The sequence below is a fragment of the Arthrobacter sp. AIWTK1 genome (assembly GCF_056680535.1).
In genome coordinates this window covers 1,991,882-2,017,649 of the sequence record NZ_CM155287.1, presented here as the reverse complement: position 1 = coordinate 2,017,649, position 25,768 = coordinate 1,991,882, and the positions used below count along the sequence as shown (strand labels likewise).

General features: G+C 60.9%; 18 protein-coding genes. 6 read left to right on the top strand and 12 right to left on the bottom strand.

Annotation, left to right across the window (positions count from 1 at the left end; translation table 11 throughout):
- Nucleotides 1-484 precede the first annotated feature (484 nt).
- Nucleotides 485-1,384, top strand: a complete 900-nt coding sequence (locus AC1MDG_RS09215) for a hypothetical protein (protein ID WP_479808640.1) — start codon at nucleotides 485-487, stop codon at nucleotides 1,382-1,384.
- A 353-nt stretch (nucleotides 1,385-1,737) separates the two neighbouring features.
- Here the strand turns inward: AC1MDG_RS09215 and AC1MDG_RS09210 are convergent, their stop codons facing one another.
- The gene (locus AC1MDG_RS09210; RefSeq protein WP_479809061.1) at nucleotides 1,738-2,058 is read right to left on the bottom strand and encodes a VOC family protein; all 321 of its coding nucleotides are present in this window, start codon (nucleotides 2,056-2,058) and stop codon (nucleotides 1,738-1,740) included.
- 197 nt (nucleotides 2,059-2,255) lie between these two features.
- On the bottom strand, nucleotides 2,256-2,795 hold the full coding sequence (locus tag AC1MDG_RS09205; RefSeq protein WP_479808639.1) for a hypothetical protein: 540 nt from the start codon (nucleotides 2,793-2,795) through the stop codon (nucleotides 2,256-2,258).
- Nucleotides 2,796-3,530: 735 nt separating this feature from the next.
- On the opposite strand from AC1MDG_RS09205, the gene AC1MDG_RS09200 reads away from it, so the two are divergent.
- A complete protein-coding gene (locus tag AC1MDG_RS09200; protein WP_479808638.1) occupies nucleotides 3,531-4,286 on the top strand; it encodes a hypothetical protein in 756 nt (251 codons plus the stop codon).
- A gap of 457 nt (nucleotides 4,287-4,743) precedes the next feature.
- Here AC1MDG_RS09200 and AC1MDG_RS09195 read toward each other — a convergent pair whose 3' ends face one another.
- The gene (locus AC1MDG_RS09195; protein ID WP_479809060.1) at nucleotides 4,744-5,010 is read right to left on the bottom strand and encodes a PDDEXK nuclease domain-containing protein; all 267 of its coding nucleotides are present in this window, start codon (nucleotides 5,008-5,010) and stop codon (nucleotides 4,744-4,746) included.
- A 772-nt stretch (nucleotides 5,011-5,782) separates the two neighbouring features.
- Here AC1MDG_RS09195 and AC1MDG_RS09190 point away from each other — a divergent pair.
- Nucleotides 5,783-11,005 carry a beta strand repeat-containing protein gene (locus AC1MDG_RS09190; RefSeq protein ID WP_479808637.1) on the top strand — a complete coding sequence of 1,741 codons (5,223 nt, stop codon included), beginning with the start codon at nucleotides 5,783-5,785 and terminating at the stop codon, nucleotides 11,003-11,005.
- A gap of 660 nt (nucleotides 11,006-11,665) precedes the next feature.
- Here AC1MDG_RS09190 and AC1MDG_RS09185 read toward each other — a convergent pair.
- Complete coding sequence (locus AC1MDG_RS09185; RefSeq protein WP_479808636.1) at nucleotides 11,666-13,279, bottom strand: hypothetical protein; 1,614 nt, start codon at nucleotides 13,277-13,279, stop codon at nucleotides 11,666-11,668.
- 469 nt (nucleotides 13,280-13,748) lie between these two features.
- Between AC1MDG_RS09185 and AC1MDG_RS09180 the strand changes: the two genes are divergently transcribed.
- Nucleotides 13,749-14,336 carry a DUF1349 domain-containing protein gene (locus tag AC1MDG_RS09180; protein WP_479808635.1) on the top strand — a complete coding sequence of 196 codons (588 nt, stop codon included), beginning with the start codon at nucleotides 13,749-13,751 and terminating at the stop codon, nucleotides 14,334-14,336.
- A gap of 152 nt (nucleotides 14,337-14,488) precedes the next feature.
- Here AC1MDG_RS09180 and AC1MDG_RS09175 read toward each other — a convergent pair whose 3' ends face one another.
- From AC1MDG_RS09175 to AC1MDG_RS09160, 4 genes are all read right to left on the bottom strand, one after another.
- Complete coding sequence (locus tag AC1MDG_RS09175; protein WP_479808634.1) at nucleotides 14,489-14,671, bottom strand: HTH domain-containing protein; 183 nt, start codon at nucleotides 14,669-14,671, stop codon at nucleotides 14,489-14,491.
- A complete protein-coding gene (locus tag AC1MDG_RS09170; RefSeq protein WP_479808633.1) occupies nucleotides 14,590-15,093 on the bottom strand; it encodes a response regulator in 504 nt (167 codons plus the stop codon). The genes AC1MDG_RS09175 and AC1MDG_RS09170 overlap by 82 nt, the downstream gene beginning before the upstream one ends.
- Before the next feature lie 174 nt (nucleotides 15,094-15,267).
- On the bottom strand, nucleotides 15,268-16,359 hold the full coding sequence (locus AC1MDG_RS09165) for an MBL fold metallo-hydrolase (protein WP_479808632.1): 1,092 nt from the start codon (nucleotides 16,357-16,359) through the stop codon (nucleotides 15,268-15,270).
- A gap of 182 nt (nucleotides 16,360-16,541) precedes the next feature.
- Nucleotides 16,542-17,858 carry a YfcC family protein gene (locus AC1MDG_RS09160; RefSeq protein WP_479809059.1) on the bottom strand — a complete coding sequence of 439 codons (1,317 nt, stop codon included), beginning with the start codon at nucleotides 17,856-17,858 and terminating at the stop codon, nucleotides 16,542-16,544.
- A 232-nt stretch (nucleotides 17,859-18,090) separates the two neighbouring features.
- On the opposite strand from AC1MDG_RS09160, the gene AC1MDG_RS09155 reads away from it, so the two are divergent.
- Nucleotides 18,091-19,047 (top strand): LysR family transcriptional regulator, encoded by a 957-nt coding sequence (locus AC1MDG_RS09155; RefSeq protein WP_479808631.1) that lies wholly within the window; start codon nucleotides 18,091-18,093, stop codon nucleotides 19,045-19,047.
- Between the two features lie 1,197 nt (nucleotides 19,048-20,244).
- Here the strand turns inward: AC1MDG_RS09155 and AC1MDG_RS09150 are convergent.
- From AC1MDG_RS09150 to AC1MDG_RS09140, 3 genes are all read right to left on the bottom strand, one after another.
- Entirely contained in the window at nucleotides 20,245-21,726 is a 1,482-nt protein-coding gene (locus tag AC1MDG_RS09150; protein WP_479808630.1) for an NAD-dependent succinate-semialdehyde dehydrogenase, read from the bottom strand.
- 189 nt (nucleotides 21,727-21,915) lie between these two features.
- Nucleotides 21,916-22,776: an alpha/beta fold hydrolase gene (locus AC1MDG_RS09145; protein ID WP_479808629.1), complete on the bottom strand. Its 861-nt coding sequence runs from the start codon at nucleotides 22,774-22,776 to the stop codon at nucleotides 21,916-21,918.
- An 18-nt stretch (nucleotides 22,777-22,794) separates the two neighbouring features.
- Nucleotides 22,795-23,202: a hypothetical protein gene (locus AC1MDG_RS09140; protein ID WP_479808628.1), complete on the bottom strand. Its 408-nt coding sequence runs from the start codon at nucleotides 23,200-23,202 to the stop codon at nucleotides 22,795-22,797.
- A 217-nt stretch (nucleotides 23,203-23,419) separates the two neighbouring features.
- Between AC1MDG_RS09140 and AC1MDG_RS09135 the strand changes: the two genes are divergently transcribed.
- A complete protein-coding gene (locus AC1MDG_RS09135) occupies nucleotides 23,420-24,382 on the top strand; it encodes a LysR family transcriptional regulator (protein WP_479808627.1) in 963 nt (320 codons plus the stop codon).
- A 235-nt stretch (nucleotides 24,383-24,617) separates the two neighbouring features.
- Here AC1MDG_RS09135 and AC1MDG_RS09130 read toward each other — a convergent pair whose 3' ends face one another.
- Nucleotides 24,618-25,703, bottom strand: coding sequence for a LacI family DNA-binding transcriptional regulator (locus AC1MDG_RS09130; protein ID WP_479808626.1), 1,086 nt, complete (start codon nucleotides 25,701-25,703; stop codon nucleotides 24,618-24,620).
- Between the last annotated feature and the right edge of the window lie 65 nt (nucleotides 25,704-25,768).

Genomic DNA, 25,768 nt, shown 5'->3' with positions numbered 1-25,768 from the left:
CGCCAGGACCAGCCTACAAACGACTACGTCAATAAACGTTGCGGGCAGATGCAAAACGCCGCCCCCTCCGCCCGCAACCTTTTGATGACCTGGCAACGGCAGGCCCCTTTTAACCTCCTCCCCGCCGTGGTGCCGCTGATCGAGATTATGCATGCCACGGGGCTCAATAAGGGTCATCACCTCTTGCATTTATCAGTGGATAACTCCGCCCATAGACGCGGCGGTCCGCCTCGAGTACCCTAAGCATTCTCAAATCCAACGCATAAACGCGCAGGGCAAGGGGCATGATGTTATTCAAAGCAGAAGAACACTTTTGCGATGTAGAACAGGACAGCTATTCCGTAAGCAATTTTGGCCTAGACCCAGAGGGCTTACTCGTACACATCAAGGCCGAGCCTTTAGGGGGTGAACCGGGCAAAGGTCACACGCTGAAGGGCTGGAAAGTCCACTTTTATGGCAAACCACCGGAGGACTCCGGGTCGGAATGGATTCTGACGAAAGTGTGGGCGCGGCCGTGAACGCCTGGACGCTGCTGAAACGAATTTTGGCCTCACTGGGCCTGGGAGAGGCGGCCCAGATGGAAGAGTCCAGTCCCCGGGAAACCAAGACTGGGGAACCCGCATGGAAGGAGGCGCAACGAACTGAGAATGCCAGCCGGCGGGTAGCGCTCGCCAACGCTGAATTCGAAAATCTGAAAGAAATGCATGGCCACTTCTACGCCCTGGCAGCGGGATCTCTTGAACGGTCAAAGTTCGCGGCAGAAACAATCCAGAAGGCCTCGGCAGCGATTGCGGCCCTCTATACCGGAATTCTGGCTTATGTATTCTCCGTGACGGATAGCCCACTCCCCCTGAGGGGCGTCCTGGCGCCCGTCTTCTTGGGTGCTGCTGTGGTGCTCTCAAGCGTGTACCTTACCTATCTAGTTGCACCACGCGAGGTTGACCCCGCATGGAATCTCCCGGACGGCGTGGCTCTCGAACAGAGGGCCTACAAACGGTTGAACGCCTTCATTATCGAAACCAGGGCGATCGTCACTTGGCAATTCGGATTATTGGGGAGCGCTCTAGCTGCCCTGTTTGTTGGTTTGGCATTCATCGTCCTTCCGTTCGTTGGAGTACCGCAGGCCTTTGTTAATCCAGCCACAGAAGCGACCGAGAAGGCCGCGGCGCCATGGCCGGCACCCGACCCTGTTGCATCCGGCCTTCCAGTCGAGTTGTCAGCCGAACTGTACAAACAGCAGATTGCCGAGGCCGCAGCCCTCAGGGCTGAAGCGAGAAAACCGAGCGCGGCGCACGAGCCCGGATCCTATGTTCTGTTTCTCGCGCTCACAGGGGTCCTTGTCACAGCAGCTGGCTGGAAACTCCCGCTGAAGCCGAAGGAGTAACCCATTGGGACGAATCGTGGCGGTGTCTCCACGGAGGGTAGTCCGCTCGAGCCGACGGCTCAGCGGCTCTGCCTCGATTGAGGCCGAACCCCACAGGCACGCGAGTGGCTTGCAAGTGCAGGGTGATTTGGAAAGGCATGGAGGACACGTTCACCCTCAAAAACCCCGCCAGGGGAGGGCGACGATGCCGCCCTGGCACATCTGATCCGTTACTTTCGCCCGGGCCGCGGCGACACGCCGCCGGTCTTGCGGGAAATAATCCGTAAGCACGACCCGGATCCCGCCCGGCGCCCACGCATCCACGTAGGGTAACGGACGGTCGCGAACGAGATCCGAATCCTCGACTGACGGCGCTAGGACGTCGGCGCATCCAGGTACGCCTCTCTGAGGCCGGGGGGTGTGGCGCCTTGGATAACCCACCGGTTGCCGTCCGGGTCACCGAAATAGGCAAACTGCACTCCGCCCATGTCCTGGACCTCACTGATGTCGGCGCCACGACGAAGGAGTTCAGCTCGCGTAGCGGCTAAGTCAGATGCCACGAGCTGCAGGCCCTCGAGGCTGCCGGGCGACATACTGGTCATTCCCCTCCCGAGCACAATGGAGGCAGCCGACCCAGGCGAAGTCAGCTGAACTACCCTTATCCCAGGGATGTGCTCAACGTCGCAATCAAGAATAAAGCCCAGCTTCTCGGTATAGAACGACGTCGACCTGTCGACGTCGTTCTATACCGGTACCTGCACAACTTCAAGGCGCATCTCCAGGCGCCCCACAGTACCGTCCATCCTCGGCGCAGCAGCCCTCGACGCAGGTGATCGTCAGTGGCACGTTACGTTGTGTCGATGGTTTCACGCGGTTGACTTCGCGCATGGCATCATTCCATCGTGATGCGCAGCCCCGCGACCGCCCCGGTCCACGGCCCGTTCACGTTCTGTCGCATCAGTTGGGCGGTGAGGGTTCCGGCCTGCAATTCGACGACTCGGGACCAGACGCCGGAGCAATCCAAGTCAAGGGGCACAAAGTCATTCAGTCCCGGGCGGCCGAGAATAATCTGCACCCCGGGGGTGCCCACGCAAGCTGCCGTGACAGTATATGTGCCAGCTGTCTTCACCGTGGCTGTTTTGCTGAACCCGACGCCGGGTCCATCGGCGGGCCCGGATTGGTCGAGCAGCACAGAACCGGGGACCCCTGCCAGCCGCTTTTCCAGCTCGACGTAATTACCCGCTTGAACGCTCAGAATTTCAGGGCTAGCACTCGGGAGGGAAGGTGCAGGGCGGGCGCTGCGTCCGGCCGCCGTCGGCTGCGGATCTTCTTCATCCTCATAGGCGCAGGAGGCCAGGCCCGCACACAGCATATTTCCCGCCATCAGGGCAGCAACGAAGCGGACAAGTCTTGGTCCCCCAACATCAGACATGCTCTGAGTCTACGACCGCTTCCCGGAGGCATCCGTGAAGGCGAACCCGCAAGGTTCTTTCCCGCCCCTGACCACCCCGCGCGCGGCCCTAAGCCCGCGTCGGCTTTGCGGCAGGACCGAGCGGTGGCAGGCATAGGCGACTGCTCGTCCCGGTCCTGGTGGCGCAGCAGCAGCGTCACACGCAAAGGCTCCACCACAGGTGCAACTACGCCTCCAGCCCGGCCGCCACGTCCGCCGCCAGATCGACACCCAGGCAATCCGAAACAGCGCACCCCAAGGCGCCTTTCGCATTCGATTGCGTCAACACCGGGCGGGTCCCGGGCGGTGCCAGGACAAGCGGCCGGGGCTGAGAACCCTCATCGCACCAAAGTGCTGAGCTAGGCTAAATGCGAAGACTCTCATGGGTCCGCGTTAGGAAAAGTAATGAGCAGCTTCGACAGTTGGAGGCTAAGGGCAGTGATCTGTCCGTGCGGGATGACGCGGGTGCCAGGCCCGGCTGTCGGTCACTACCGCGGTCTGTAAGTCCGCTACCGCTAGCCGCGATGACGTCTAGCGGGTAAGGGTTAGACGCAAGCCGTAGCTATAACGGTTGCAAGGCCGAAGGACCACGTCGGGTGCGGCATGGGCACTCCAGATGCATTCGGTTCTCTCCACCTACATGCCACAAAGGTCGATCTTCTTCAGTAGGGCGCGTCCCCAATGAAGCGGTGAGGCCCCCTCAGGCACACTTGACCGGTGATTGACTCCAAAATGAAAACGAAACAGCCCTGGATAGCCAGGAGATCGACTCTCGAGTACTGGCTGGCGGGAACGTGCTTGATCTTCTTAGCGTTGATCGTTCTCCTCCTGATTGCCCTTTCACGTGGCTCCGCCCCTCTAGAACCTGACCGGGGCAACTGGGCAGAATGGGCCGGAGTCGTTGTTACATCCTTCGGTTTCGTTGGCGCCATCATCACCGTTTACATGCAGGGCCGCAGCGTGCGCATTCAAGAGGAACAACACGAAGAGAGCAAGAACGAGAAGGACGCCAAAGCAACCGCGGCTGAACGAGCGAAGGTCAAGCGCGACAAGGAAGAGAAGGAAAAGTGGGCAAGCGCGGTTGATTTCAAGGTATTTGCGAAGCATACAAAAAAACTTCGAGGGCAGTTCAATCCGGTGGAGGATGGAAAACTCGTTCTGCACTGCAGTGCAAGAGTGCAAGGAGGTCCCTACTCCGAAGTCCGTCTTATCGTGCCTGCTCCCATAGAACGATTCGAAGTCAGAGCCGAGAGACTGCAAGCAACGATGCTCGGAATCGGTCATCGAAGTGATTTGGAGTGGACCGTTCGCGGTGACGGTTGGTTCGACGGCGATGATTCCAAGGCCCTCGAATGGCTTAGAGCTAAGGTAGCCATCGAGTTTACTGATCCCGCCGGAATCCGCTGGCATAAAGACTGGCAGGGAGCTCTTCAAGTACTCACGCCGGAAGCAGAGCAGACCTCGAGCGCTTAATCCTGGACCTGTTCCGGTGGTGGGTCCACTTCGTCGGACCATTTGGACGACAGCGTCGGTGAGCGGCTGGGTGTTGTCATTCGCCGCGTAGGGCTCGGCTCGGGTGAATCAGATCCCCATTTTTCCAGATGGCACATGGCCAATGGGACTGGGACTCCCTGAGCCTCTAGTTCTTCGCCGTGTCGACGCCGGGCCACTCTTGCGGTTCGCGTTTCGGCAGGACGTCGGACCCGGTGAGGGGTCGTCCCGAACTGTCCAGAGTCCTTTGGACAATTGGCGAAGCTTCGGTCAAAAAGCAGTTGACCGAAGCTCCGGTCTATTATGCGTCCTTGAACCTGAGGATTCGCTGGGAGGCGTGAAGTAGTACACCACCCGACCAAGCACAGAGGACAGCCTGGTCGTCCGAACCATCCCCACGAACCCAATCATCCGTCCCCGGGGAAACCGGACCCCTCGATTACTTCTCGTCGTCGGTTTCTCTCCAGTCCAGGGCCGCGACGATGTGTCCTTCGTCGGGAAGTGCCTGTTGTTCGGCATGGGAAGTTTGTTGTACGTGTACGCCGCGACAGCCATTGGGTGAGGTGGATCGCCCCAGGCTGTAGAGGACGGTGCGGTCGTTCTTGATGCCGCAGATGAGGATACCGATGGTTTCGTCGTGGCGGCCGCGGCGAAGTACGTCGTCGACGAGGGCGACATAGAAGTTGAGTTTGCCCCGCGTATTCAGGCTGGAACTTGCCCGTTTTGAGCTCGATGACGACGTAGCCCGTTGATCGCACTAGAACGGGCTTGAAACGCCATACCCCCGGGAGGGACTGCGACCCGTCCGCTTCGTACCGGGTCAGGTACGAGGTCAGAACCGCTACCGGCACCGATACCCGCGACCGTCGGGACTGACGCCGCAAACTGCGCAGCTTTCGCGCCCGCTGGAGACTGCTCAGGCGAATACGCCTGGGCACGATCCGCAGTGGTGCCAGTAGAACCCGGAGAATCGCCTCTGGTGCGAATTCAACGGATTGTCCCGTCTCTGTCTTGTTTGCAAAATCTCAACACACTTGGCAACGTACGGTTGAGCCGGACTTGGCCGCTCTCGCCTCATTGGAGTCGGCAGTTCCGTTTTCAGTGCTTGGCGGGGTGGTAGCCCCGCACCGGGGTCGCCATCATTGTCTGGTGGACGTCGGCGAAGGCAGTTCTTCACAGATCTTTGTGCGCTGGCCGATTGTTACAGACTTGAGCCAATGTTGACAGAGTCGTGATAGGTTCCGCGCATATCGGCGACGGGCGCCATATGAACATCGATGCTGGGGACTATCATGCGCTCTATTGGTTCTAGGTTTATCGCCGCTATGGCAGCTGTTGCCGCTATTCTGACGGGGTGCGTGCTCGGGCCAGTCCCTGCTTTTGCGGCAGAGCCTTCAACATCGCCAACTGCCGTTGGCCGGCTGTCAGACCCGGTTCCGGCCAGCGAGTCATTGGTTCCGAGTACTGCCGGCGCTTTCGTGTCGCTTACGCCGTTCCGGCAGCTCGATACCCGCAACGGTACCGGTGCCGTGGCGGCCGGTACCGTGGCGCCGTGGTCCACGATCAGGGTCAAAGTGACCGGACGCGGCGGGATCCCCGCCGCCGGAGTATCTGCCGTGGCCGTGAACGTCACCGTCACCTCCCCAGGCACCGCAGGAAACATCACCGCTTACGCCGGCGGCACCACCCAGCCAGGGACATCCAACCTGAACTTCACGCCCGGCCAAACCATCCCCAACCTTGTGAACTCCCCCGTCGGGACCGACGGGACCATCGCCCTGACCAACAACTCCAACTCCACCGTCCACCTGATTGCCGACACCGCCGGCTACTACCTCGCCGGCAGCCCCACAGTCCCGGGTGCTTTCGTGTCGCTTACGCCGTTCCGGCAGCTCGATACCCGCAACGGTACCGGTGCCGTGGCGGCCGGTACCGTGGCGCCGTGGTCCACGATCAGGGTCAAAGTGACCGGACGCGGCGGGATCCCCGCCGCCGGAGTATCTGCCGTGGCCGTGAACGTCACCGTCACCTCCCCAGGCACCGCAGGAAACATCACCGCTTACGCCGGCGGCACCACCCAGCCAGGAACATCCAACCTGAACTTCACGCCCGGCCAAACCATCCCCAACCTTGTGAACTCCCCCGTCGGGACCGACGGGACCATCGCCCTGACCAACAACTCCAACTCCACCGTCCACCTGATTGCCGACACCGCCGGCTACTACCTCGCCGGCAGCCCCACAGTCCCGGGTGCTTTCGTGTCGCTTACGCCGTTCCGGCAGCTCGATACCCGCAACGGTACCGGTGCCGTGGCGGCCGGTACCGTGGCGCCGTGGTCCACGATCAGGGTCAAAGTGACCGGACGCGGCGGGATCCCCGCCGCCGGAGTATCTGCCGTGGCCGTGAACGTCACCGTCACCTCCCCAGGCACCGCAGGAAACATCACCGCTTACGCCGGCGGCACCACCCAGCCAGGGACATCCAACCTGAACTTCACGCCCGGCCAAACCATCCCCAACCTTGTGAACTCCCCCGTCGGGACCGACGGGACCATCGCCCTGACCAACAACTCCAACTCCACCGTCCACCTGATTGCCGACACCGCCGGCTACTACCTCGCCGGCAGCCAGCTTGCGCCGCCTATGGCTGCGGTCACAGGTGTCCAGGCAGCCGCTGCCTCCCCCACCACAATCAACCTCAGCTGGACCAACCCCGCCGCGCCCTCCTACACCGGGGTCACCATCCGCCGAGCCCAAGGAACCACAGCACCAGCAAACGCAACCTCAGGAACCCCCGTCACCGACGCAGCAACACCGGCAACAACGTTTTCCGACACCACAGCAACCGCCAACACCACATACACCTACGCACTCTTCGCCCACGACGGATCGGGAACACACGCACCCGCAGCGACCGTGACCATTACGACACCGGACATCCCGCCCACGCCGTCCCCGGCTGCGGTCACGGGTGTCCAGGCAGCCGCTGCCTCCCCCACCACAATCAACCTCAGCTGGACCAACCCCGCCGCGCCCTCCTACACCGGGGTCACCATCCGCCGAGCCCAAGGAACCACAGCACCAGCAAACGCAACCTCAGGAACCCCCGTCACCGACGCAGCAACACCGGCAACAACGTTTTCCGACACCACAGCAACCGCCAACACCACATACACCTACGCACTCTTCGCCCACGACGGATCCGGAACACACGCACCCGCAGCGACCGTGACCATTACGACACCGGACATCCCGCCCACGCCGTCCCCGGCTGCGGTCACGGGTGTCCAGGCAGCCGCTGCCTCCCCCACCACAATCAACCTCAGCTGGACCAACCCCGCCGCGCCCTCCTACACCGGGGTCACCATCCGCCGAGCCCAAGGAACCACAGCACCAGCAAACGCAACCTCAGGAACCCCCGTCACCGACGCAGCAACACCGGCAACAACGTTTTCCGACACCACAGCAACCGCCAACACCACATACACCTACGCACTCTTCGCCCACGACGGATCCGGAACACACGCACCCGCAGCGACCACCACCGTCACGACCCCCGCCGCCTGCGCTCCTTCCACCCGCCGTGTTAGCGGGGTTTTGACCGTAGATACGACCTGGTCGCCAGGGTGCTCCGACGTCTATCTCATAGACAAGGCCTTTGAGGTTGCCAAGGGTGTGACGCTCACAGTCCAGGCCGGGACCGTGGTCAAGTTCGCCGGCAACACGACCCTGGCCGTGAACGGAGCGCTGAGAATCAACGGCACCTCCACCGCGCCGGTCACCTTCACCTCCTACCAGGACGACACCGCCGGCGGCGACACCAACGGCGACGAAGCAACCACCCAACCCGCCGCCAGCAACTGGCAAGGCATCGAGATCAACAACGACGCCGAACTCACCGCAACACACCTCAACCTCCGGTACGGGGCCACCGTTAGCGCCGACGGAGCCACCGTGGTCAAGGTCGCCGATTCAACCCTGACCGATAGCAGCGGCGGCCTGATCATCAAAGGATCCTCGAGGGAAATCCTGATCAGCGGCAACACCCTCACCCGCGCCGGATACATCAGAGTCGAGGCCGGCTACCGGGACCTCGACGCCGTCCCGGTGCAGGTCAGGAACAACCACGTTACCGGGATCCCCACCCAGACGGAGCCCTACCAGATCTGGGATACGCGCCTGCAACCATCGAACATTACGGGCAACACGGCCTCCGGCAACAAGATCAACGTCATCAAACTCGACGGAACCCTCATCGAGAACTGGACCATGCCCACTACCGGACTGCCCTACGTGTTCGGAACGAACTTTGGTTACTGGGTCCCCTTTGAGGTTGCCAAGGGTGTGACGCTCACAGTCCAGGCCGGGACCGTGGTCAAGTTCGCCGGCAACACGACCCTGGCCGTGAACGGAGCGCTGAGAATCAACGGCACCTCCACCGCGCCGGTCACCTTCACCTCCTACCAGGACGACACCGCCGGCGGCGACACCAACGGCGACGAAGCAACCACCCAACCCGCCGCCAGCAACTGGCAAGGCATCGAGATCAACAACGACGCCGAACTCACCGCAACACACCTCAACCTCCGGTACGGGGCCACCGTTAGCGCCGACGGAGCCACCGTGGTCAAGGTCGCCGATTCAACCCTGACCGATAGCAGCGGCGGCCTGATCATCAAAGGATCCTCGAGGGAAATCCTGATCAGCGGCAACACCCTCACCCGCGCCGGATACATCAGAGTCGAGGCCGGCTACCGGGACCTCGACGCCGTCCCGGTGCAGGTCAGGAACAACCACGTTACCGGGATCCCCACCCAGACGGAGCCCTACCAGATCTGGGATACGCGCCTGCAACCATCGAACATTACGGGCAACACGGCCTCCGGCAACAAGATCAACGTCATCAAACTCGACGGAACCCTCATCGAGAACTGGACCATGCCCACTACCGGACTGCCCTACGTGTTCGGAACGAACTTTGGTTACTGGGTCCCCTTTGAGGTTGCCAAGGGTGTGACGCTCACAGTCCAGGCCGGGACCGTGGTCAAGTTCGCCGGCAACACGACCCTGGCCGTGAACGGAGCGCTGAGAATCAACGGCACCTCCACCGCGCCGGTCACCTTCACCTCCTACCAGGACGACACCGCCGGCGGCGACACCAACGGCGACGAAGCAACCACCCAACCCGCCGCCAGCAACTGGCAAGGCATCGAGATCAACAACGACGCCGAACTCACCGCAACACACCTCAACCTCCGGTACGGGGCCACCGTTAGCGCCGACGGAGCCACCGTGGTCAAGGTCGCCGATTCAACCCTGACCGATAGCAGCGGCGGCCTGATCATCAAAGGATCCTCGAGGGAAATCCTGATCAGCGGCAACACCCTCACCCGCGCCGGATACATCAGAGTCGAGGCCGGCTACCGGGACCTCGACGCCGTCCCGGTGCAGGTCAGGAACAACCACGTTACCGGGATCCCCACCCAGACGGAGCCCTACCAGATCTGGGATACGCGCCTGCAACCATCGAACATTACGGGCAACACGGCCTCCGGCAACAAGATCAACGTCATCAAACTCGACGGAACCCTCATCGAGAACTGGACCATGCCCACTACCGGACTGCCCTACGTGTTCGGAACGAACTTTGGTTACTGGGTCCCCTTTGAGGTTGCCAAGGGTGTGACGCTCACAGTCCAGGCCGGGACCGTGGTCAAGTTCGCCGGCAACACGACCCTGGCCGTGAACGGAGCGCTGAGAATCAACGGCACCTCCACCGCGCCGGTCACCTTCACCTCCTACCAGGACGACACCGCCGGCGGCGACACCAACGGCGACGAAGCAACCACCCAACCCGCCGCCAGCAACTGGCAAGGCATCGAGATCAACAACGACGCCGAACTCACCGCAACACACCTCAACCTCCGGTACGGGGCCACGGCACTGAAACTGGACAGCGCTACGGCAGAAATCACGAACTCGATATTCAGCCATCTAAGCGGTACAGCTGTTGTGCTCTCCTCGCAAAGCTCGGCAGGGGTAGATGCGACTTTCACTAACGTGGGCGGCATCCTGGTAGCGGACGCTACCAGTAGCGCACAGGTGCGCGGGCAGGCAAGGAACCTGAGTGGCACCGCTCCTTATGTGAGATCCTGCAAGTGGGGCGCGGGTCCGTGTTTTGTGGACGCAAGCTATTTCGACTGGGGGACAGTGGAAGGCCCCCATCCGACAGGGCAACCCACCATGGCTTGCGGCTCCGTTATAGCCAGCCCTTGGGTCTATGACGGGCGCGAAGCTGGCGGTTCCATCTGGGCAGCAGGTAACTGTGACGGGAGCCCTTACTCACCGGATCAAGACGTCCAATATGCCCGAGATTCGTTTGATGCTGCGCAGGCCGCATCCCAAGCCTTGTGCAATCAGGGCGCTACATACCAGGACGCCTGCGACATGGTGAAAACACGTAGTTCGTGTCTCTCGGGTGCGAAAGAGATTGTGGCGAGCCAGTCCATATTCCCGTTGCCGGACGATGACCAGGCTCAGGGCTACGGTATTGCCATTGCGGAAGCTGGCAGCGACGCTCTCAAGGAATCCAGCAGCCCACGCATCGCCACGGCCGCAGAACGGGCATCCTACAGCTTGAGCGCCCTTCAAGTAGTCGAAACGTTTACGGCCCTAAAATCCGCTCACGACAGCTGCCGTTGAGACGGACTTCTATGAGGAACTACCAGGCCAGGCCAGTATCGCCCTACGCTGGCGACCGCCAACTGTTGAATGGCACCGGCCCACCGCTCCTTCCTCAGCCGCTCTTAATGAGCCTTCGAGTCATGGCTAGCAGTCAACAGATTTCCGTTGGCTGCCAGAGGGTCGGGCCCAAGGTTGATGCGCAATCTCGAGAACACCTTCTGACCGAAAGGATGTGTGCGCTTGTCGGTGTAAGCCTTCTGCAGCCTGCGGCATTGCCTACTTCGTCAGCGTTCAACTGGGCCAGCTTCCGGTGCTAAGCGTAGATAGACGAGCACCGGAAGGGGTGAAGGTGAGGAAAACCCCGCCAGCCTTCTTGGCTGGCGGGGTTTTCGTTGATCCCTGCTTACGTACCTACGGATGACCGGGAAGGGTTTCACAGGCGATGAGGTCGCCGTCGGAGTCCGGCCGGCCGATGTACGGCCCAGTCCGAAGCAAAGAGTGTGGACATTGTCCACACTCTCTTTTTTGCCATATTCCAGCTCCAAAAAGCGGGCGTCAGGACGGGCTCCCCCGTTGTGACGAAACGTCCGTTATCGGCTCTTTCAAATTAGCGGGGGATAGGTCGAAAAGGGCCTTCTGTTACCTGCCGATACAAACCCTAGCCGGAAGCTACCACAATCAATTTAATGTAGCAGGGAGCACTTGGGTGAAGTAAAAGACCAACCAAGCAATTACAAAAGCAGACTCAACGAGAACTAAACGACCGCGCGCCCACACTGAAGGGCGTGTCAGATCAGCTGCAGCTAAGGGGACCTTCCCTAAATGTGCAAGCTCCCGGGCGATGCGAGCAACCGCGTCCGCTCCTGGTTGGAAATAGGCTACATGTTCCTTCCAAATACGCCACCCGGTGGAGTTCAGAACACGAATTGGAGTTGTCTGAATGTTGGCCTCCGCGCCTACCGAGACGGGATCTAACGGGCTGTATATCTCAAGCCAGCGCTCCTTCGGTAGCCCCAGTATTTGCAATCCCTTGGCATTCAACCCTTTCGGTGCCTGGAATAGGTAGTGACTGAGACGCAGGATCACATAGGCAAATCCTCCGGCGATAATAGCGGTCACCGCGTTCGCAAAGACAAGCGCGGCCCATCGTCTTACCGCTTCCGGCAATATTGACGACAACTGACCGTAGCCGTTGATCACGGTGACTGCATAGCCGAGATCGTGAACTAGTTGTCCGAGTCCAAGTGCACCCAAACCAGTAAATAGAAGCAAGACTAGAGTCAGCGAAATAAGCAGGAGCTGAGTAGCCAAAGCCAGCAAATTATAGACAGCCGCGCTCACCGCTCCCCAACCAAGGGCAGCGCATACTATTGCCGCCGAAGAGCGGGCGATCCCGGGCGTCCGGGAGGAGTCGAATCTAGCTGCTGACAAGATACCTAGCCCCGAGCCAACCCCAACAAAGAGATTCGGAGCTGATGTTCCGTCTCTAAGAATGCGGTGGGCAAGGGCGCCGCCCTGCGAATGCCCAATCACGGCTACGGTGCTAGCCTCATCTTTTAGGGCTGCGTATGAGTACCTGAACCGTTTCTCCAGCTGGTTGCTCAACTCGCCCTCTGCCACGAAAGCGTGAGCGTCTCCCAATGTGTTAGCTACAACAGACCAGAAAGCCTCTTCGCGTCTTGTAAGACGACTATGATCCTCGGGATAGTCAACTAGCCGACTGAGCATGAAGGCCAGGAAAGCCAATGGTGGCCGAAGCCAGGTATTCCAAAAGAGGGCGCACAAAAATGAAAACCAAGAAAACGGATTCCAAACCTGCCTGCCGCGCAGGCGTCTCCTAAAGCCGCCGACGGTGCTGCTTGTCATTTGCCAAAGGACCAACATGGGGGCTACACGCCAGATCCATTTATTGAAAGCTTTAGGATCAACAGTGTTTACGATGTCGTCCCAATAGCATTCAGCAAAGATCCAGTTGCGCCTCGACGCAGACCCATCTACGGCAAGTACTTCTACCTCTATATGGTGATGGGCGCCTAAAACTCGGCAGCCAGTACATGCACGCTCCAATAAGTTCCCAAACACGCCAGCCGAACTGAGGTGGCGTGCAACGTACTCCCCCACTGGTCGTCCGAAGTCCTTCAGCGTCTCTCCTGCGGCCTGTTTTCCTATCCCATGCACGAATAGGACGCCCATATCCGCCTGAAGGCGACGCGGGCCGACGCCTTCGTTGCCGAGAGAGTTTTTGGCTCGCGCCTTACGGTCCGCGGCGCGACGGCGTTTTTTCTGAGCCATTACTGGACACCTTTTTCCTGTGCATGTGGACGAGTTGAACTAGCACGTACTGGGCTGATACTAACTCTGAAGGCCGTGCATTTCAGTGGTTGACCAAACCCGGCCCTGACTTGGCGGGAGCTCCTGCCAGACGTTCGAGACACTGCTATACCGCAGCCCCCAGGGCCTACACTGACTCCAATCGAGCGTCTCCCCGCCGGGGCCGTCGTTATTCCATCTCCAGTCGTCGCCGCAGCTTTACGGAATCTTCATTATCGGCTCTTTTAAAAGGGCCCAGGAAGTGGCCGCTTACGTGGCCACGGCGTACGCGAAGCAAATTTGGTGAATGCTAGCCTGAAAGCTCCGTCCCCGGTCGGCGATGGTTGTGAAGCCTTCTTCCGCGTCATTGCGTTCGTCTCGGAGAGGGACGGCAATTTCCTCAATGGGTGCTGACCCCGCATTCCACGCCGACAAGAAGGGACTTGACACGATGACTGATATTGCCTGGACCGAGGGAACCTGGACCACGGAACCCGCGCATTTCGAGCTTGCCGACGACGGCATGCGGGTAACCGCAATCGAGAAGAGTGACGCCTGGCGCGTCACTTCGTACGGATTCATTCACGACACCGAACACGCCCTCCTCGTCCCTTTCGAGCAGGACACTGCCATGGAGGTGTCTTTCCATCTCGATTTCTCGGCCCAGTTCGACCAGGCCGGGATCTTCGTCCGTGTCGATGACACGACATGGATCAAGACGGGCATCGAGTGGAGCGATGGCGAGGAAAGCCTCGGCGCGGTCGTGACGCGTGGCGTATCTGACTGGTCCCTGTCCCCGGTTCCCGGCTGGGACGGCCGGCACGTCACTGTCCGGGCCAGTAGGTCCGGCAACGCCCTGACCGTCCGGGCCCGGGTTGATTACGAGCCATGGCGGCTGGTGCGGGTAGCGCCTCTTGACCCGGAAGCTGTCGTCACCGCAGGGCCGTTCTGCTGCGCCCCTTCGCGCGATAACCTCACCGTGCACTTCACGTCCTGGCGAATGACTGCCCCGGACGAGAGCTTGCACCCCGAGGCTTAGGCGCACTAAGAAACGGGGTTGACGGAGCAGTCCGTGAGAAGAACGCCGGAGTGGCCTCGTTCCCATTTAGGTTGTGTGTTGGGGTACACCCCAACCTGACACACACCAATTCTTTCGGGGCATATGAAGATTCCCGCCCCATGGGCGGGTCCCTACCTCCAGGCGTAAAGGCGTTCAGGGCGGCCGATGCCGTAGTTTAGACGAACGTCTGCGGGTCGCTCGTCTTTCAAATATTCGAGGTACCGGCGGGCGCTTACTCGCGAGATGCCGAGCCTTTTCGCCGTTTCGGTTGCCGAAAGATGGGTTTCGGCCTCCTGTACGAGCCTTTCAACCATTTGCAGGGTCTCGCTGGTGCGGTGCGGGGCAGGGTCCGGTGGGAACGGGGCGGTTGGAAGATGCGGCTTATATCGTCTTGGTCGATGGCGTCTGCCGACGCGGCCGGAAGGGTGTAGGCCTGCCGGTAGTGTTCAAGCCGATCACGCAAGTCTTCGCCGTTGAAGGGCTTCATGAGATAGTGCACGATGCCGCCGCGCAGCGCCCGGCGCACGGTGCCGACGTCTCGGGAGCCTGTGAGTACCAGCGCATCCAACGCCGGGTTTATCTCACGCAAGCGTGGGAGCAGGTCCAGGCCGTTGATGTCTGGCAGTCGGATGTCGAGCAGGACCAGATCAGGTCGCAGGGTTCGCGCTCTTTCAAAGCATCGTCGCCTGTCTGAGCTGCTCCGACGACGTTGAACCCGGGAACCTGGCGGACGCATGAGGAATGGATCCTGGTTGCGGTGTAGTCATCGTCGATAATCAGGACGTTTATCACTGGGAGCTCTCTTGCTTGTGCCGTTGCTCAGCGCCCCCGTTGGTGTGGGGCGCTGAGCTGGCTGGGGCTTGACGTGATCGTCTTTGTGGCCAGAAGAGTCTGGTCACAACCCATGGTTCTAGTCGTTGGGGCCTTCCAGGTCGCCAGCCCGGGGGTTTGAGCCTTGGGGCTTTGGTCCTGGGCCGGCAGGTGGCAGGCCTAAGGCGACTTTTACCTCGGCGTTATCGTCGGAGCGGAGCCCATCGCGGTCGTAAACCCATGCGTCGAAGTAGTTGACAGGAGGTACGAGCGGTACGCCGAATTTGTCGAGTACGGACATTAACTTGGGGACTTCCTGTGGTTTGAAGCTGTAATGCAGGCCGCCGAAGAGGTCAAATCCCCCGCGGGCGCCGAGGTGGTGGGGCATGACGTACTTGGGCCGGTACGTTGGTACCAGTACCCGCGCTTGCGTCACGATGCGCGACTCAGGACCAGGCTGCCAAATCTCGAAAGTTCTGAGATCCGCGGCCTCCATGGCTTTGTCGAGGTTACTAAGCGGCGCTCCCCTGTTCTCTCCGTTGACGATGTGCTCCTTCGTCAGTTCCGCGCCTCCGGCTCCGCTGTCGGAGAAGAATAGCGTAAGTACTTTGCTCGGGGTCTGGACCTTAAGAACGAAGCCGAAGGTTTCGATCCCGCCGTCAGGTGCGCTTGTTGCACCTACGCTAACGCTGTGCACCCACTTGACGATGTGCATTTCCACGTACTTGCTGAGCTGGAACGTCTCTCCGCCCTTCACGGGGCGGAGTTGGGATGCAGGCACTCCATAGGCCGCGGCTTCAGCGCAGGCATCGGCTGAGGCGATGAGTGTGGCGCCCGTCTGTATGACCCACTCCGGAGTATCGACCGAGTGGTCTCCATGCTGATGGCCGAGGAGCACGTACTGGATAGTGCCCCTTCTCAGCAATGCTTCGCGCACTTGGTGCACGACTGCAGGGTTGGGTTCATTGGATGGATAGCCAACGGCGCCGTCCATTAGGATCCCGAGTTCGCCGATCTGGTAGTGCCAGTTGCTGATACCGAACCATGTCATTCGGACTTCCCGCGGCATGCCGGGTCGAATTCCCGCTCCACTCGTTGCCTGGGCAGCGGTAGCGGTGGCGGCCGACAGGGATGCAAGAGCCGCGGCAGACGCCAGCCCTGTAACTGCTGTACGCCGGTTGATTTCTTTCATTCGATTACCTTTCGGTTGTTGGGGCAAAACTTCTCGTTCGGAAGGGGAAAGGTCCAGGTGAGGAAGGACGGTCTGCTGACTGCCGGTTTGCGCGAGCGGGGAGACGCTCACACGCCGCGGCCCGTGAGCCCAGTGACCGGGTCTCCACTGCTGGACCCGTCGGCTCGGGATGGGTTGGAGCACTAGAGGTCATATTCGAACCAGACCCCTGCAATAACGCCGGCAGTGGCAACGAAACTGACTAACACGACGTAAGGAAGGATGATCTTCAGCCATGCGACAAATCGGATGTTTCCCAGAGTCAGACCTGCTATCAGGACCGGGGATGTTGGATAGAGAAGGTTGGTGATTCCGTCTCCCAGTTGGAAGCAAAGAACACCCAACTGACGGGAAAAGCCCCAGAGATCAGCCAGCGGGGCGATCAGGGGCATGGTCAGGGCGGCTTGGCCGGTACCAGATGGCACAAAGAAGTTGATGAGGCCGCTGCCGACCAGGACCGCAACCGCTCCTGCCTCCGGGCCGGTCGGCTCCACCAGATTGCTCAGTCCGAAGACAATCGAATCAAGGACCCGCCCCTCCTGAAGCACGACAGTAATAGCCCGCGCGAGGACGATGACCAGAGCAACGATAATCATCGGGCGCATCCCACGCAGAAAGGTAGTGCTCAGAGTCTTCGGCGACATCCGGAAGATAAGCCCGGCCACCAAGGCGAAGGCTGCAAAACAGGCGGCCATCTCACCGGCACCCCATTGGCGGACAGCAGACCCAATCGCAAAAACGATCAGTGTGCCAGCCAAACAAATCAAGACCACTTTGTGGCGGACGCCGAAGTCTCCAGTCCGTTCCTTAGTGCCCTCCTCGAGCGCTGAAAAATACGGGTCAGACCAGGCATCGTCCATCCAGGTCTTGCGTGCGTGCTGTAGGACGAAGCCGATAGTCAGGAGCATCAGGAGGGAAAACAATGCCGCCCGATACCCCACCCCCGAGAACAGCGGCACCCCGGCGATACTCTGCGCCAGTGCAAGGGAGGACGGGTTGAGGAACGACGTTGCGTACCCGACGGCGGTCGGCAGCAAAACGATCAGCAACCCAGTGATCGCCCGCAGACGCAGCGCGTCCGCAATCATGAAACCAACGGGGAAAAACGCGACAACTTCCGAGGTAATAAGCCCCACCGCAGCTGCAACTCCAAAAAGGACCATCACAGCGCTCAAAACGACGTACCTGTAAAGCCCGGCCACATCGACAAGGCGTGAGATCAATCCGCGGACGCTTCCCGTCTCTGTCAAGACAGCCAAAGCCCCACCTACGACAAATATGCCCAACACAACGGGCGCTGACCGAACTATCCCAGTACAGAGCGCACCCGCTGCACCCAGCAATGACACCGGACTGCTTTCTACTCCGGCGTAACTGCCAGGGACCACAGCACCACCATCTGTAACTGCGTACTGACCTCCCGGCACAAAGTAGGTCGCGACCACAGACGCGAGCAGCATGAGGATGAGTAGCATCAGCACGTTAGGTACTACTGAGGCAGTCTGGACTGTCCCCGGGCTAGCCCTCTGCTCGCCCCGCAAAATGTTCCTCGACATTGAGCACACACATTCCAACTAGAGCGGTTTACGCCGCAGTTGGCGGCTCGTTCAATAATCCGCAACAATCAGAGTATTGAGAAGGTCGAATATGGTGATAGAGCTTATAACGCTGGTCCTATAGCAGGGGATGTGGATGGATTTTCACCATTTGAATGCCGCGGTAACTGTGGCCGATGAGCGGAACTTCAGCAGGGCGGCGATTCGTCTCCACACTTCACAGCCCTCGCTCAGCCAGCTGATCAAGCGCATAGAAAAGGAGGTCGGTGCGGAACTCTTTGATCGTCGCGCCCAGCCGCTGGCTCTCACCAAGGCGGGAGAAGTATTTATTCCCCGCGCACGCCGGCTTATAGCTGACTACAACAGCGTCATTGGTGAGGTCCGAACAGCAGGGGTTCGTTCAGAGGTAACTGTCGGTGCCACGCCCATGTTGAGCAACGTGCTCATCCCGGACCTCCTGAACCACGTGCTTCAGCTCGAGCTCCCGCTTACGATCAATCCTCTCGAATCATCATCCCGCGAGCTGGTCGACCTGCTGGCCCGCGGCCTCATCGACCTCGCCGTCCTCTCGCACACAGCCCTCCCTGAAGGCTTCACTTACGAACCCCTTGCCTGGAGCGGCTTCAAGGTAGCCCTGCACCACGACATGCTGGCTGACTTCCCCGGCGCCAACATCCACTTCGATGACGTTCTCTCCAAGCCTTTGATACTCCCGAAGACAGGAGGAGTGCGCTCCTGCCTGAACAGCTTTTTTGCCTCTCACGGCGCCAAGCCCCGGGTTGTTTATGAAAGCAGCAGTGTCGAAACGATCCTCGGATTGGCCGACGCCGGGCTGGGTGTTGCCTTCATCCTGGAACCGTTTGTCACCCCCCAGCGCCTGGAAAGATACGCGCGCACCGCCTTCGTTTCGTTGGAAGATGGCCCAGACCCCCTTGCACTAGGGATCGCCTCACGCTCGACCCATGAACCCATGCCGGAACCCGTCGCGGAGGCAAAGTCACTCATCGGACAATCCGTCAGGCGACTCTTTCCCGCGTTCGAAAAACCCAAACACGCAAACCTGCTCCCAGCACCTACCGAGCTCCCAACATAGAGCACCGGAGACACAGAAGTTCAGAACTGCGCGTCTCACTGCTAACTGCTTGAGATACACGCCAACCTGACGTCAGGCAGGAAGCCGAAGGCTGTCAGAACAAGGCCCGATCCCGGACTTCTGACAATGGCTCCAGAAACCCTCAGATACCAACCTGACAGAAATGTCTCGAAAGACTTGGCGAAGACACCGAGATCGCCGCCACGGTTGCGAGACATAACAACGAGACGTTTCATCAGACGGCGCCGGCGTAATGCGCCCGCCATTTCCGGTCATCCTCGCCTGCCAGCAAGCCCATGGCCGTGGAAGAGCAGGCTCAGGTACTCACTTAGAAAGCCGCGCGTCCAGACACGGACCGGCCAGGACGTATCAACCAGACCGGGACAACTCGGAATAAAGTCCGGATCCCACACACCTTCATCCTGTCGATGGACCGGACGCCACAGCCTCTGATAACCCAAGGACGTTCCCGCTGAACCCGAAACGACCTAGGAAACCCACGATCCGGGCCGCAAAGTCATGTCGCCTGGAACAGAGAACTTCATGAAGAAGTGCAGGCAGAACCAGGAGGAATGGACCAACATGCAGGCCGAAATGCCCCTCGTGGACAAAAGTGTGGACAATGTCCACACCCCTTTGGCCGGACAAACGCGCGATGAGCGCACGCCGCCTGGCTCTCAGAAGCAGCCATCCGCGGGAGATCCTCGAAGAAAAATCGTCTTCGTCATGTCGTCACCACAACTTCCAGCCATGAATGAGTGAGGGCCAACAACCGGCCAGCGGCACAACCAGATAGGACGGCACATACCCCAGATTCCAGCAAGCGGAAGGCCCACAGGCCAGGCCCAGACCCGCTCCAAAAAGCGGGCGTCAGGAGGGGCTTCCCCGTTGTGACGAAAGATCGGTTATCAGTGCTCCGAGAGCAGTCGCTGAGGCTGATCGGGCTTCATCGTGGAAGTTACGGACCTGCTGGCTGTCCGCCGCCCCGGACGCACTCAGGATCGGCCAAACGCATATCCATAGAAGGTGGTGGGCGCGCGGCTCGTTGAGTCGAAGACTCTGATTAATGCGCGACCTTCTACTGCTTGACGGCTATTTGTGCCCTGTACTCGATGTCCAGAACCGTGCACGCAACAGAGGGGTTCCCATGTTGCGAGGATGGAAGACCCCCCGTTGGGTGTACTTTGGCAGCCGTGGTTAGCCTCCGTAGGGGTCGGCGATGCCGATGTACTGGGTGTAGAGGTATTCCTCGATGCCCTCGAGGCCGCCCTCGCGTCCCAGGCCGGACTGCTTGACGCCGCCGAACGGTGCGGCTGCGTTGGACACGACGCCGGCGTTCAGGCCGAGCATGCCGGTCTCGAGGCGTTCGCCCATCCGGATGCCGCGGTTCAGGTCGCGCGTGAAGACGTAGGCCACCAGTCCGTACTCGGTGTTGTTGGCGAGGCGGACTGCCTCGTCCTCGCTGTCGAAGGTGATGATCGGGGCCACCGGTCCGAAGATTTCCTCGGACAGGATGCGGGTGCCCTCGGTGACGCCCTTGAGGATGGTGGGCTGGTAGAAGTAGCCCGGCCCGTCCACCGGGCCGCCGCCGGCGACAGCCACCGCACCGGAGTTCACGGCGTCGGTGACGAGCTCGTGGACCTTGTCCCGGCTCTTCGCATCGATCAAGGGGCCTACCTTGGACTCGGGCTCGGTGCCGCGCGCCGTGGTCATCTCGCCCATTTTCGCGGCGAACTTCTCCGCGAACTCGTCCGCGACGGACTCGTGCACGATGAACCGGTTCGCGGCCGTGCAGGCCTCGCCCATGTTCCGCAGCTTCGCCAGCATGGCCCCGGCCACGGCGGCGTCGACGTCGGCGTCCTCGAACACCACGAACGGGGCGTTGCCGCCGAGTTCCATCGAGGTCCGCAGGACTGTTTCGGAGGCGTCCGAGAGCAGCCGGCGGCCCACTTCGGTGGAGCCGGTGAAGGAGAGCTTCCGCAGCCGGGTGTCCTTGATCAGCGGGCCCGTGGTGGCACCGGCTGTGGAGGTCGGGATGACGTTCAGGACACCGGCGGGCAGGCCGGCTTCCTGCATCACGGCCGCGAACAGCTGGGAGGTCAGAGGAGTCAGGTTGGCGGACTTCAGCACCATGGTGCAGCCGGCAGCGACGGCGGGGGCGATCTTGCGGGTGGCCATCGCGAGCGGGAAGTTCCACGGGGTGATCAGCAGGCAAGGGCCCACGGGCTTCTTGGTGACCAGCAGGCGGGACTTGCCGTCCGGGGAGACGGAGTAGCGGCCGAACGCGCGGACGGCTTCCTCGGAGAACCAGCGCAGGAATTCGGCACCGTAGGTGACCTCGCCGCGGGCCTCGGCCAGGGGCTTGCCCATCTCCAGGGTCATCAGCAGCGCGAAGTCTTCCGCCCGGGCCGTGACCATCTCGAAGGCGCGGCGCAGGATTTCCCCGCGCTCACGGGCCGGAACCTTGGCCCAGGAGTCCTGGGCGGCAGCGGCCGCGTCCAAAGCGGCTGCGCCGTCCTCGGGGCCGGCGTCAGCGATGCTGAGCAGGACCTTGCCCGTGGCCGGGTCCTCGACGTCGAACGTCTTTCCGGACGCCGCCGGGCGCCATTCGCCGTTGATCAGCAGGCCGGTCGGAACAGAGGCCAGCAGCTCGGCTTCACGCTGAACGTTTATTGACATCGTTCTATCTCCAAGGGGTTTGAAGGAAATCATACCGGCGCGCAGCCCGACCTTCAGCAGATCTGGTGCGATCCGGCTGCCAGAGGCAGGGCACGAGGACGTTAATACTTCTGTGTGTCTCTCACCATTGAGGTGGCAGGGGCGATGCCGACCCTGCTGGGTCGGCACCGCCCCTTAGGTGAGAACTGGTCAGGCTCGGACGCTTGTCTTGGTGCGGATCAGGTCCAGAGCCTGGACGAGGTACGCCTTGAAGACCGGGTAGTTCTCGCTCATCGGGAAGTGCCCGATGGCCTTCATCTCGATAAACTCGGCATCCGGGATCTGGCTGGCGGTACGGGCTCCGTCTTCAGGGGTGGTGAGGTAGTCGTACTCGCCGGTCATCAGGACCACCGCGCATTTATCGGTCTGGATTTCGCCCAGTTTGCCGCGCAGATCGTGATCCACCGAGTAGAAGTACAGGTCACCCTTGAAGGCCTCGGAACCCTGCGTGTAGTAAAACCACGTTTTCCAGCGGTCCGCCTCCGGCGATTGCGGGGCCATGAGATCCCAGGTGCCGCTGCCGCACACCTGCGCGGCGTTGGCGTGTGGGTGCTGCCACCAGTCGAGGTAAAACCCCGGCGAGTAGTCCGCCCCCTCCACAGGGATGACGGCGTCGAACCTCTCCGGAAAGCGGTGGGCGAGTTGCAGCGCTATGTTGCCGCCGAAGGAGGACCCCATGAAGATAGGGTCAACCAGTTCCAGTGCATCGACGAGGGCGACGATGAAGTTGGCATAATGATCCGCGCTGAGCTGGTACTCCTCGGTCCACCACTGGGTGTTTTCCGGCGGGTCTGATTTGCCGTGACGGGGGAGGTCGTAGGCGATGACGCGGTAGTTGGCTGTGATCTCCGGGTCCTCCAACAGGCCGCGCCATTGGTGGTTGTGGGCCCCGGCTGTGTGCTGGCAGACCAAGGGCTGCCCCTGGCCGTTCTCGAGGTAGAAAACCTTGTATTCGAGGCCGTCCACGTCGACGGTGACGTAGTGGCCGGTGACGGGGGAAATTTTGCTCATGTCAGGAACTCCTATGGTCTAGACGGGTGCGCCGGTGGAGCGCAGCAGTTCGATCTGGCGGGTGATGCAGCGCAGGTTCTGCATCAGGACCAGGACGTCACCCTCCAGCTTCATGTCGCGTTGGAAAGTGGCCGCCCATATGCCGTGATACATGGGAGCCGGGACGGGCTTGCCGAATTCACCCCAGGTGTGGGCGCTGGCCCGGATGGCGAACTGGTAGGGCACCTCGATGGGTCCCGGGTCCACGGAAATCTGGGCGATAGTGCCCGACACGACCTGGACAACAAAGGTATGTGCCTCCATGTCCAGCAGGTAGGAGCAGGTGAAGTACTCGCCGTGGGCCTGAATTTCCGGGTCCTGATTGTTGGCCTCGGTGAAGCTCTGAATCCAGGATTCTACAGAAGGGGCACGTGTTGCGACCGTCATTTCGTTGTTCCTCTCATTGGTCTCGCGGAGCGTCGGTCTTCTCTGTCCGAGCCTCGAAAGCGGGGTTTCTGGAGTGCCTTTGCGGCTGTCTCCGATGGCAACCCTTCGCTGTTTCCATTGCAGCCCCCGTTGCCCCGGACGGTCCAATACCTGTCCCCTATCCACCGATAGCCTGAAACTATTGGACCCCGATTGGGGCGGAGCTTAGAGTTGAACGATGCAGCAGCCACAGCTTGACCTGCGCGTCCTGCAGTACTTCGTCGCCGTTGCGGAAGAGCTGCATTTCGGGCGAGCCGCTGCCCGACTTCACATCGCCCAGCCATCCCTTAGCGTCCAAATACGTAAGCTTGAACACTCTCTGGGCACTCCCCTGCTGATCCGGACCAGCCGCAGCGTCTCCCTGACCAGCGCGGGGGATGTTCTGCTGGGTGAAGCAAAACGCCTTATGTCCGCTGCGCAGCGCGCCGTTTCGTTGACCCGAGAGGCTGCCAGCGGCGTGAGGGGCACCCTGATAGTCGGCTTTCAGGCCAACGCGGCTGCTGAACTGACGCCGCGGATCCTTGCCGCGTTCAAGAACAACCATCCGGAAATCCACGTCCAGATGAGGTCCTTCGATTTCGCCGACCCTACTGCCGGGCTTGCCGACGGAAACGCTGACGTGGCATTTGTGCGGCCTCCGCTGCCGGCGGCTGACTGGCTCGCCATGGAGACACTGTTCATTGAGCCGCGGGTCCTCGTAGTTGCCAGCAGTTCCCGCTTTGCCGGGCTGTCCGAGGTCTCGGTGGAACAGGTCGTTGATGAGCCTTTCGTGGCCCGCAAGGCTCCGGATAAATGGCGGGATTTCTGGCTCGCAACCCACGCCCGCGGCGGCCAGCCGGTCCGTCTAGGCACTCAGGTTGCCACCGTCGACGAGTGTTTCGAAGCCATCATGGGTGAGCGGGGAATTGCGTTCACTCAAGCCTCCACCCAGCGTTTCTATGACCGTCCGGGGCTGTCTTTCATCCCTGTCAGAGACGTCCCGCCCTCTCCGCTGTCGATTGCATGGCGCACTGACGTCAATGACGAGCTGGCACGTGAGTTCGTGGAGACCGCCCGGACCCTGGCCTCCTTCGGAGGCGTTCCGAACCTCGTCAACTCCCGTCGGGGCGCCTCGCTATCCTCCTCGCTCCAGTCCAATTAGCGCCACTGACGGTCGCAGTAAATGCAGCCAAGAAATGCCGCCGGGCGCAGGGGCCGGGGTCCCTAGACCGGATCGAAGTCGCGTTCGGCTATCAGGAGGCGCGCCCCCTCGGTTAGTTGCAGTTCTATTTGCTGCTCGGCCAGCCGCTCCCCGTCCCATACTCCGACAACGCGAACGGTCGTCAGACGGGACTACTCGGATGCATGGTGCCGCTCACGTTTTGTTTGGAGGCGTTTCAGGTGTCTCTTGGTGAGGTGCTTTGGGTGCTGGCGCGGATAGAGCTGTTGCGTACTACAAGCGTCGGCGTGATTGGCGTGCGGTCGACGTCCCGGCCCTCCATGGCACCGAGAAGCACCTCCGTGCTCATGAGTGCCAGCGCGGTGAAGTCCTGGCGCACAGTGGTCAGGGGCGGCAGAAAATAGTCCGACCCTTCGATGTCGTCAAATCCGACGACACTGACATCGTCCGGGACACGGACGCCATTTTCGGCGAAAGCGCGAATAAGCCCAAGGGCGGTATGGTCGCTGGCTGCGAAGATCGCCTGAGGGATCCTTCCCTCCCGGACGAGCCGGAGGCCGGTCTCGTAAGCCCATTTGGGGCTCCAGTCGCCCTCGATGCACAGTCCTGGTGCAAGTCCGGCATCACGAAGCGCGGCCTCCCAGCCGCGCTTGCGTACGCGTCCGTCGAACCAGTCCATAGAGCCGGCGAAGTGGGCGATATCTGTGTGGCCCAGGTCTATGAGGTGCTGCGTGGCCAGCCTCGCTCCGAGCTCCTGATTTTCTGAGTATGTGAAGACGTTTGGAGTTGAAGATGCTCCGGCGGCAATCATCTCCACTGGTACACGGCATGAGGCATTCCAAACAGCTGCAGCCATGTCGACGAGAGGTGCGATGACTATGATCCCCCCGACACCGGTATCGTCCAGGGTGTCGAGGGCGGCTTGCACAGACTCTTCATAGGGTTTTTCAACACTGATGACGGTTGTGGCGTAGCCCTTCTTACGCGCAATGTTCTCAAGGGCCATGAGCGTCCCGACAGGGCCGAATCGTGGCGAGCCGTCCGAGAGTATGCCGATGGAAGTTGACCGGCTGGTGACCAGCGCGGTCGCGGCCCGATTCCGCCGGTACCCGATATCTTTAACGATCTGCAGAACTCGCTCGCGAGTTGAAGCACTGACGTCCGGCGCGTTGTTGAGGACTCGCGAAACAGTCCCGAATGAGACACCGGCGATTTGCGCCACATCGTTGATAGTCGGCTTCCGCCGCAAGGAAGTGTCCGGAAGCCGCTCATTCGCCTCGCGGGGGATCGCTGTGCCTCTCACTTGCTCTCCTGTCCTGCACTGGCCGGGCCGAGTCCGCGGTCATTCCGTGCTTCTTAAGCTTACGT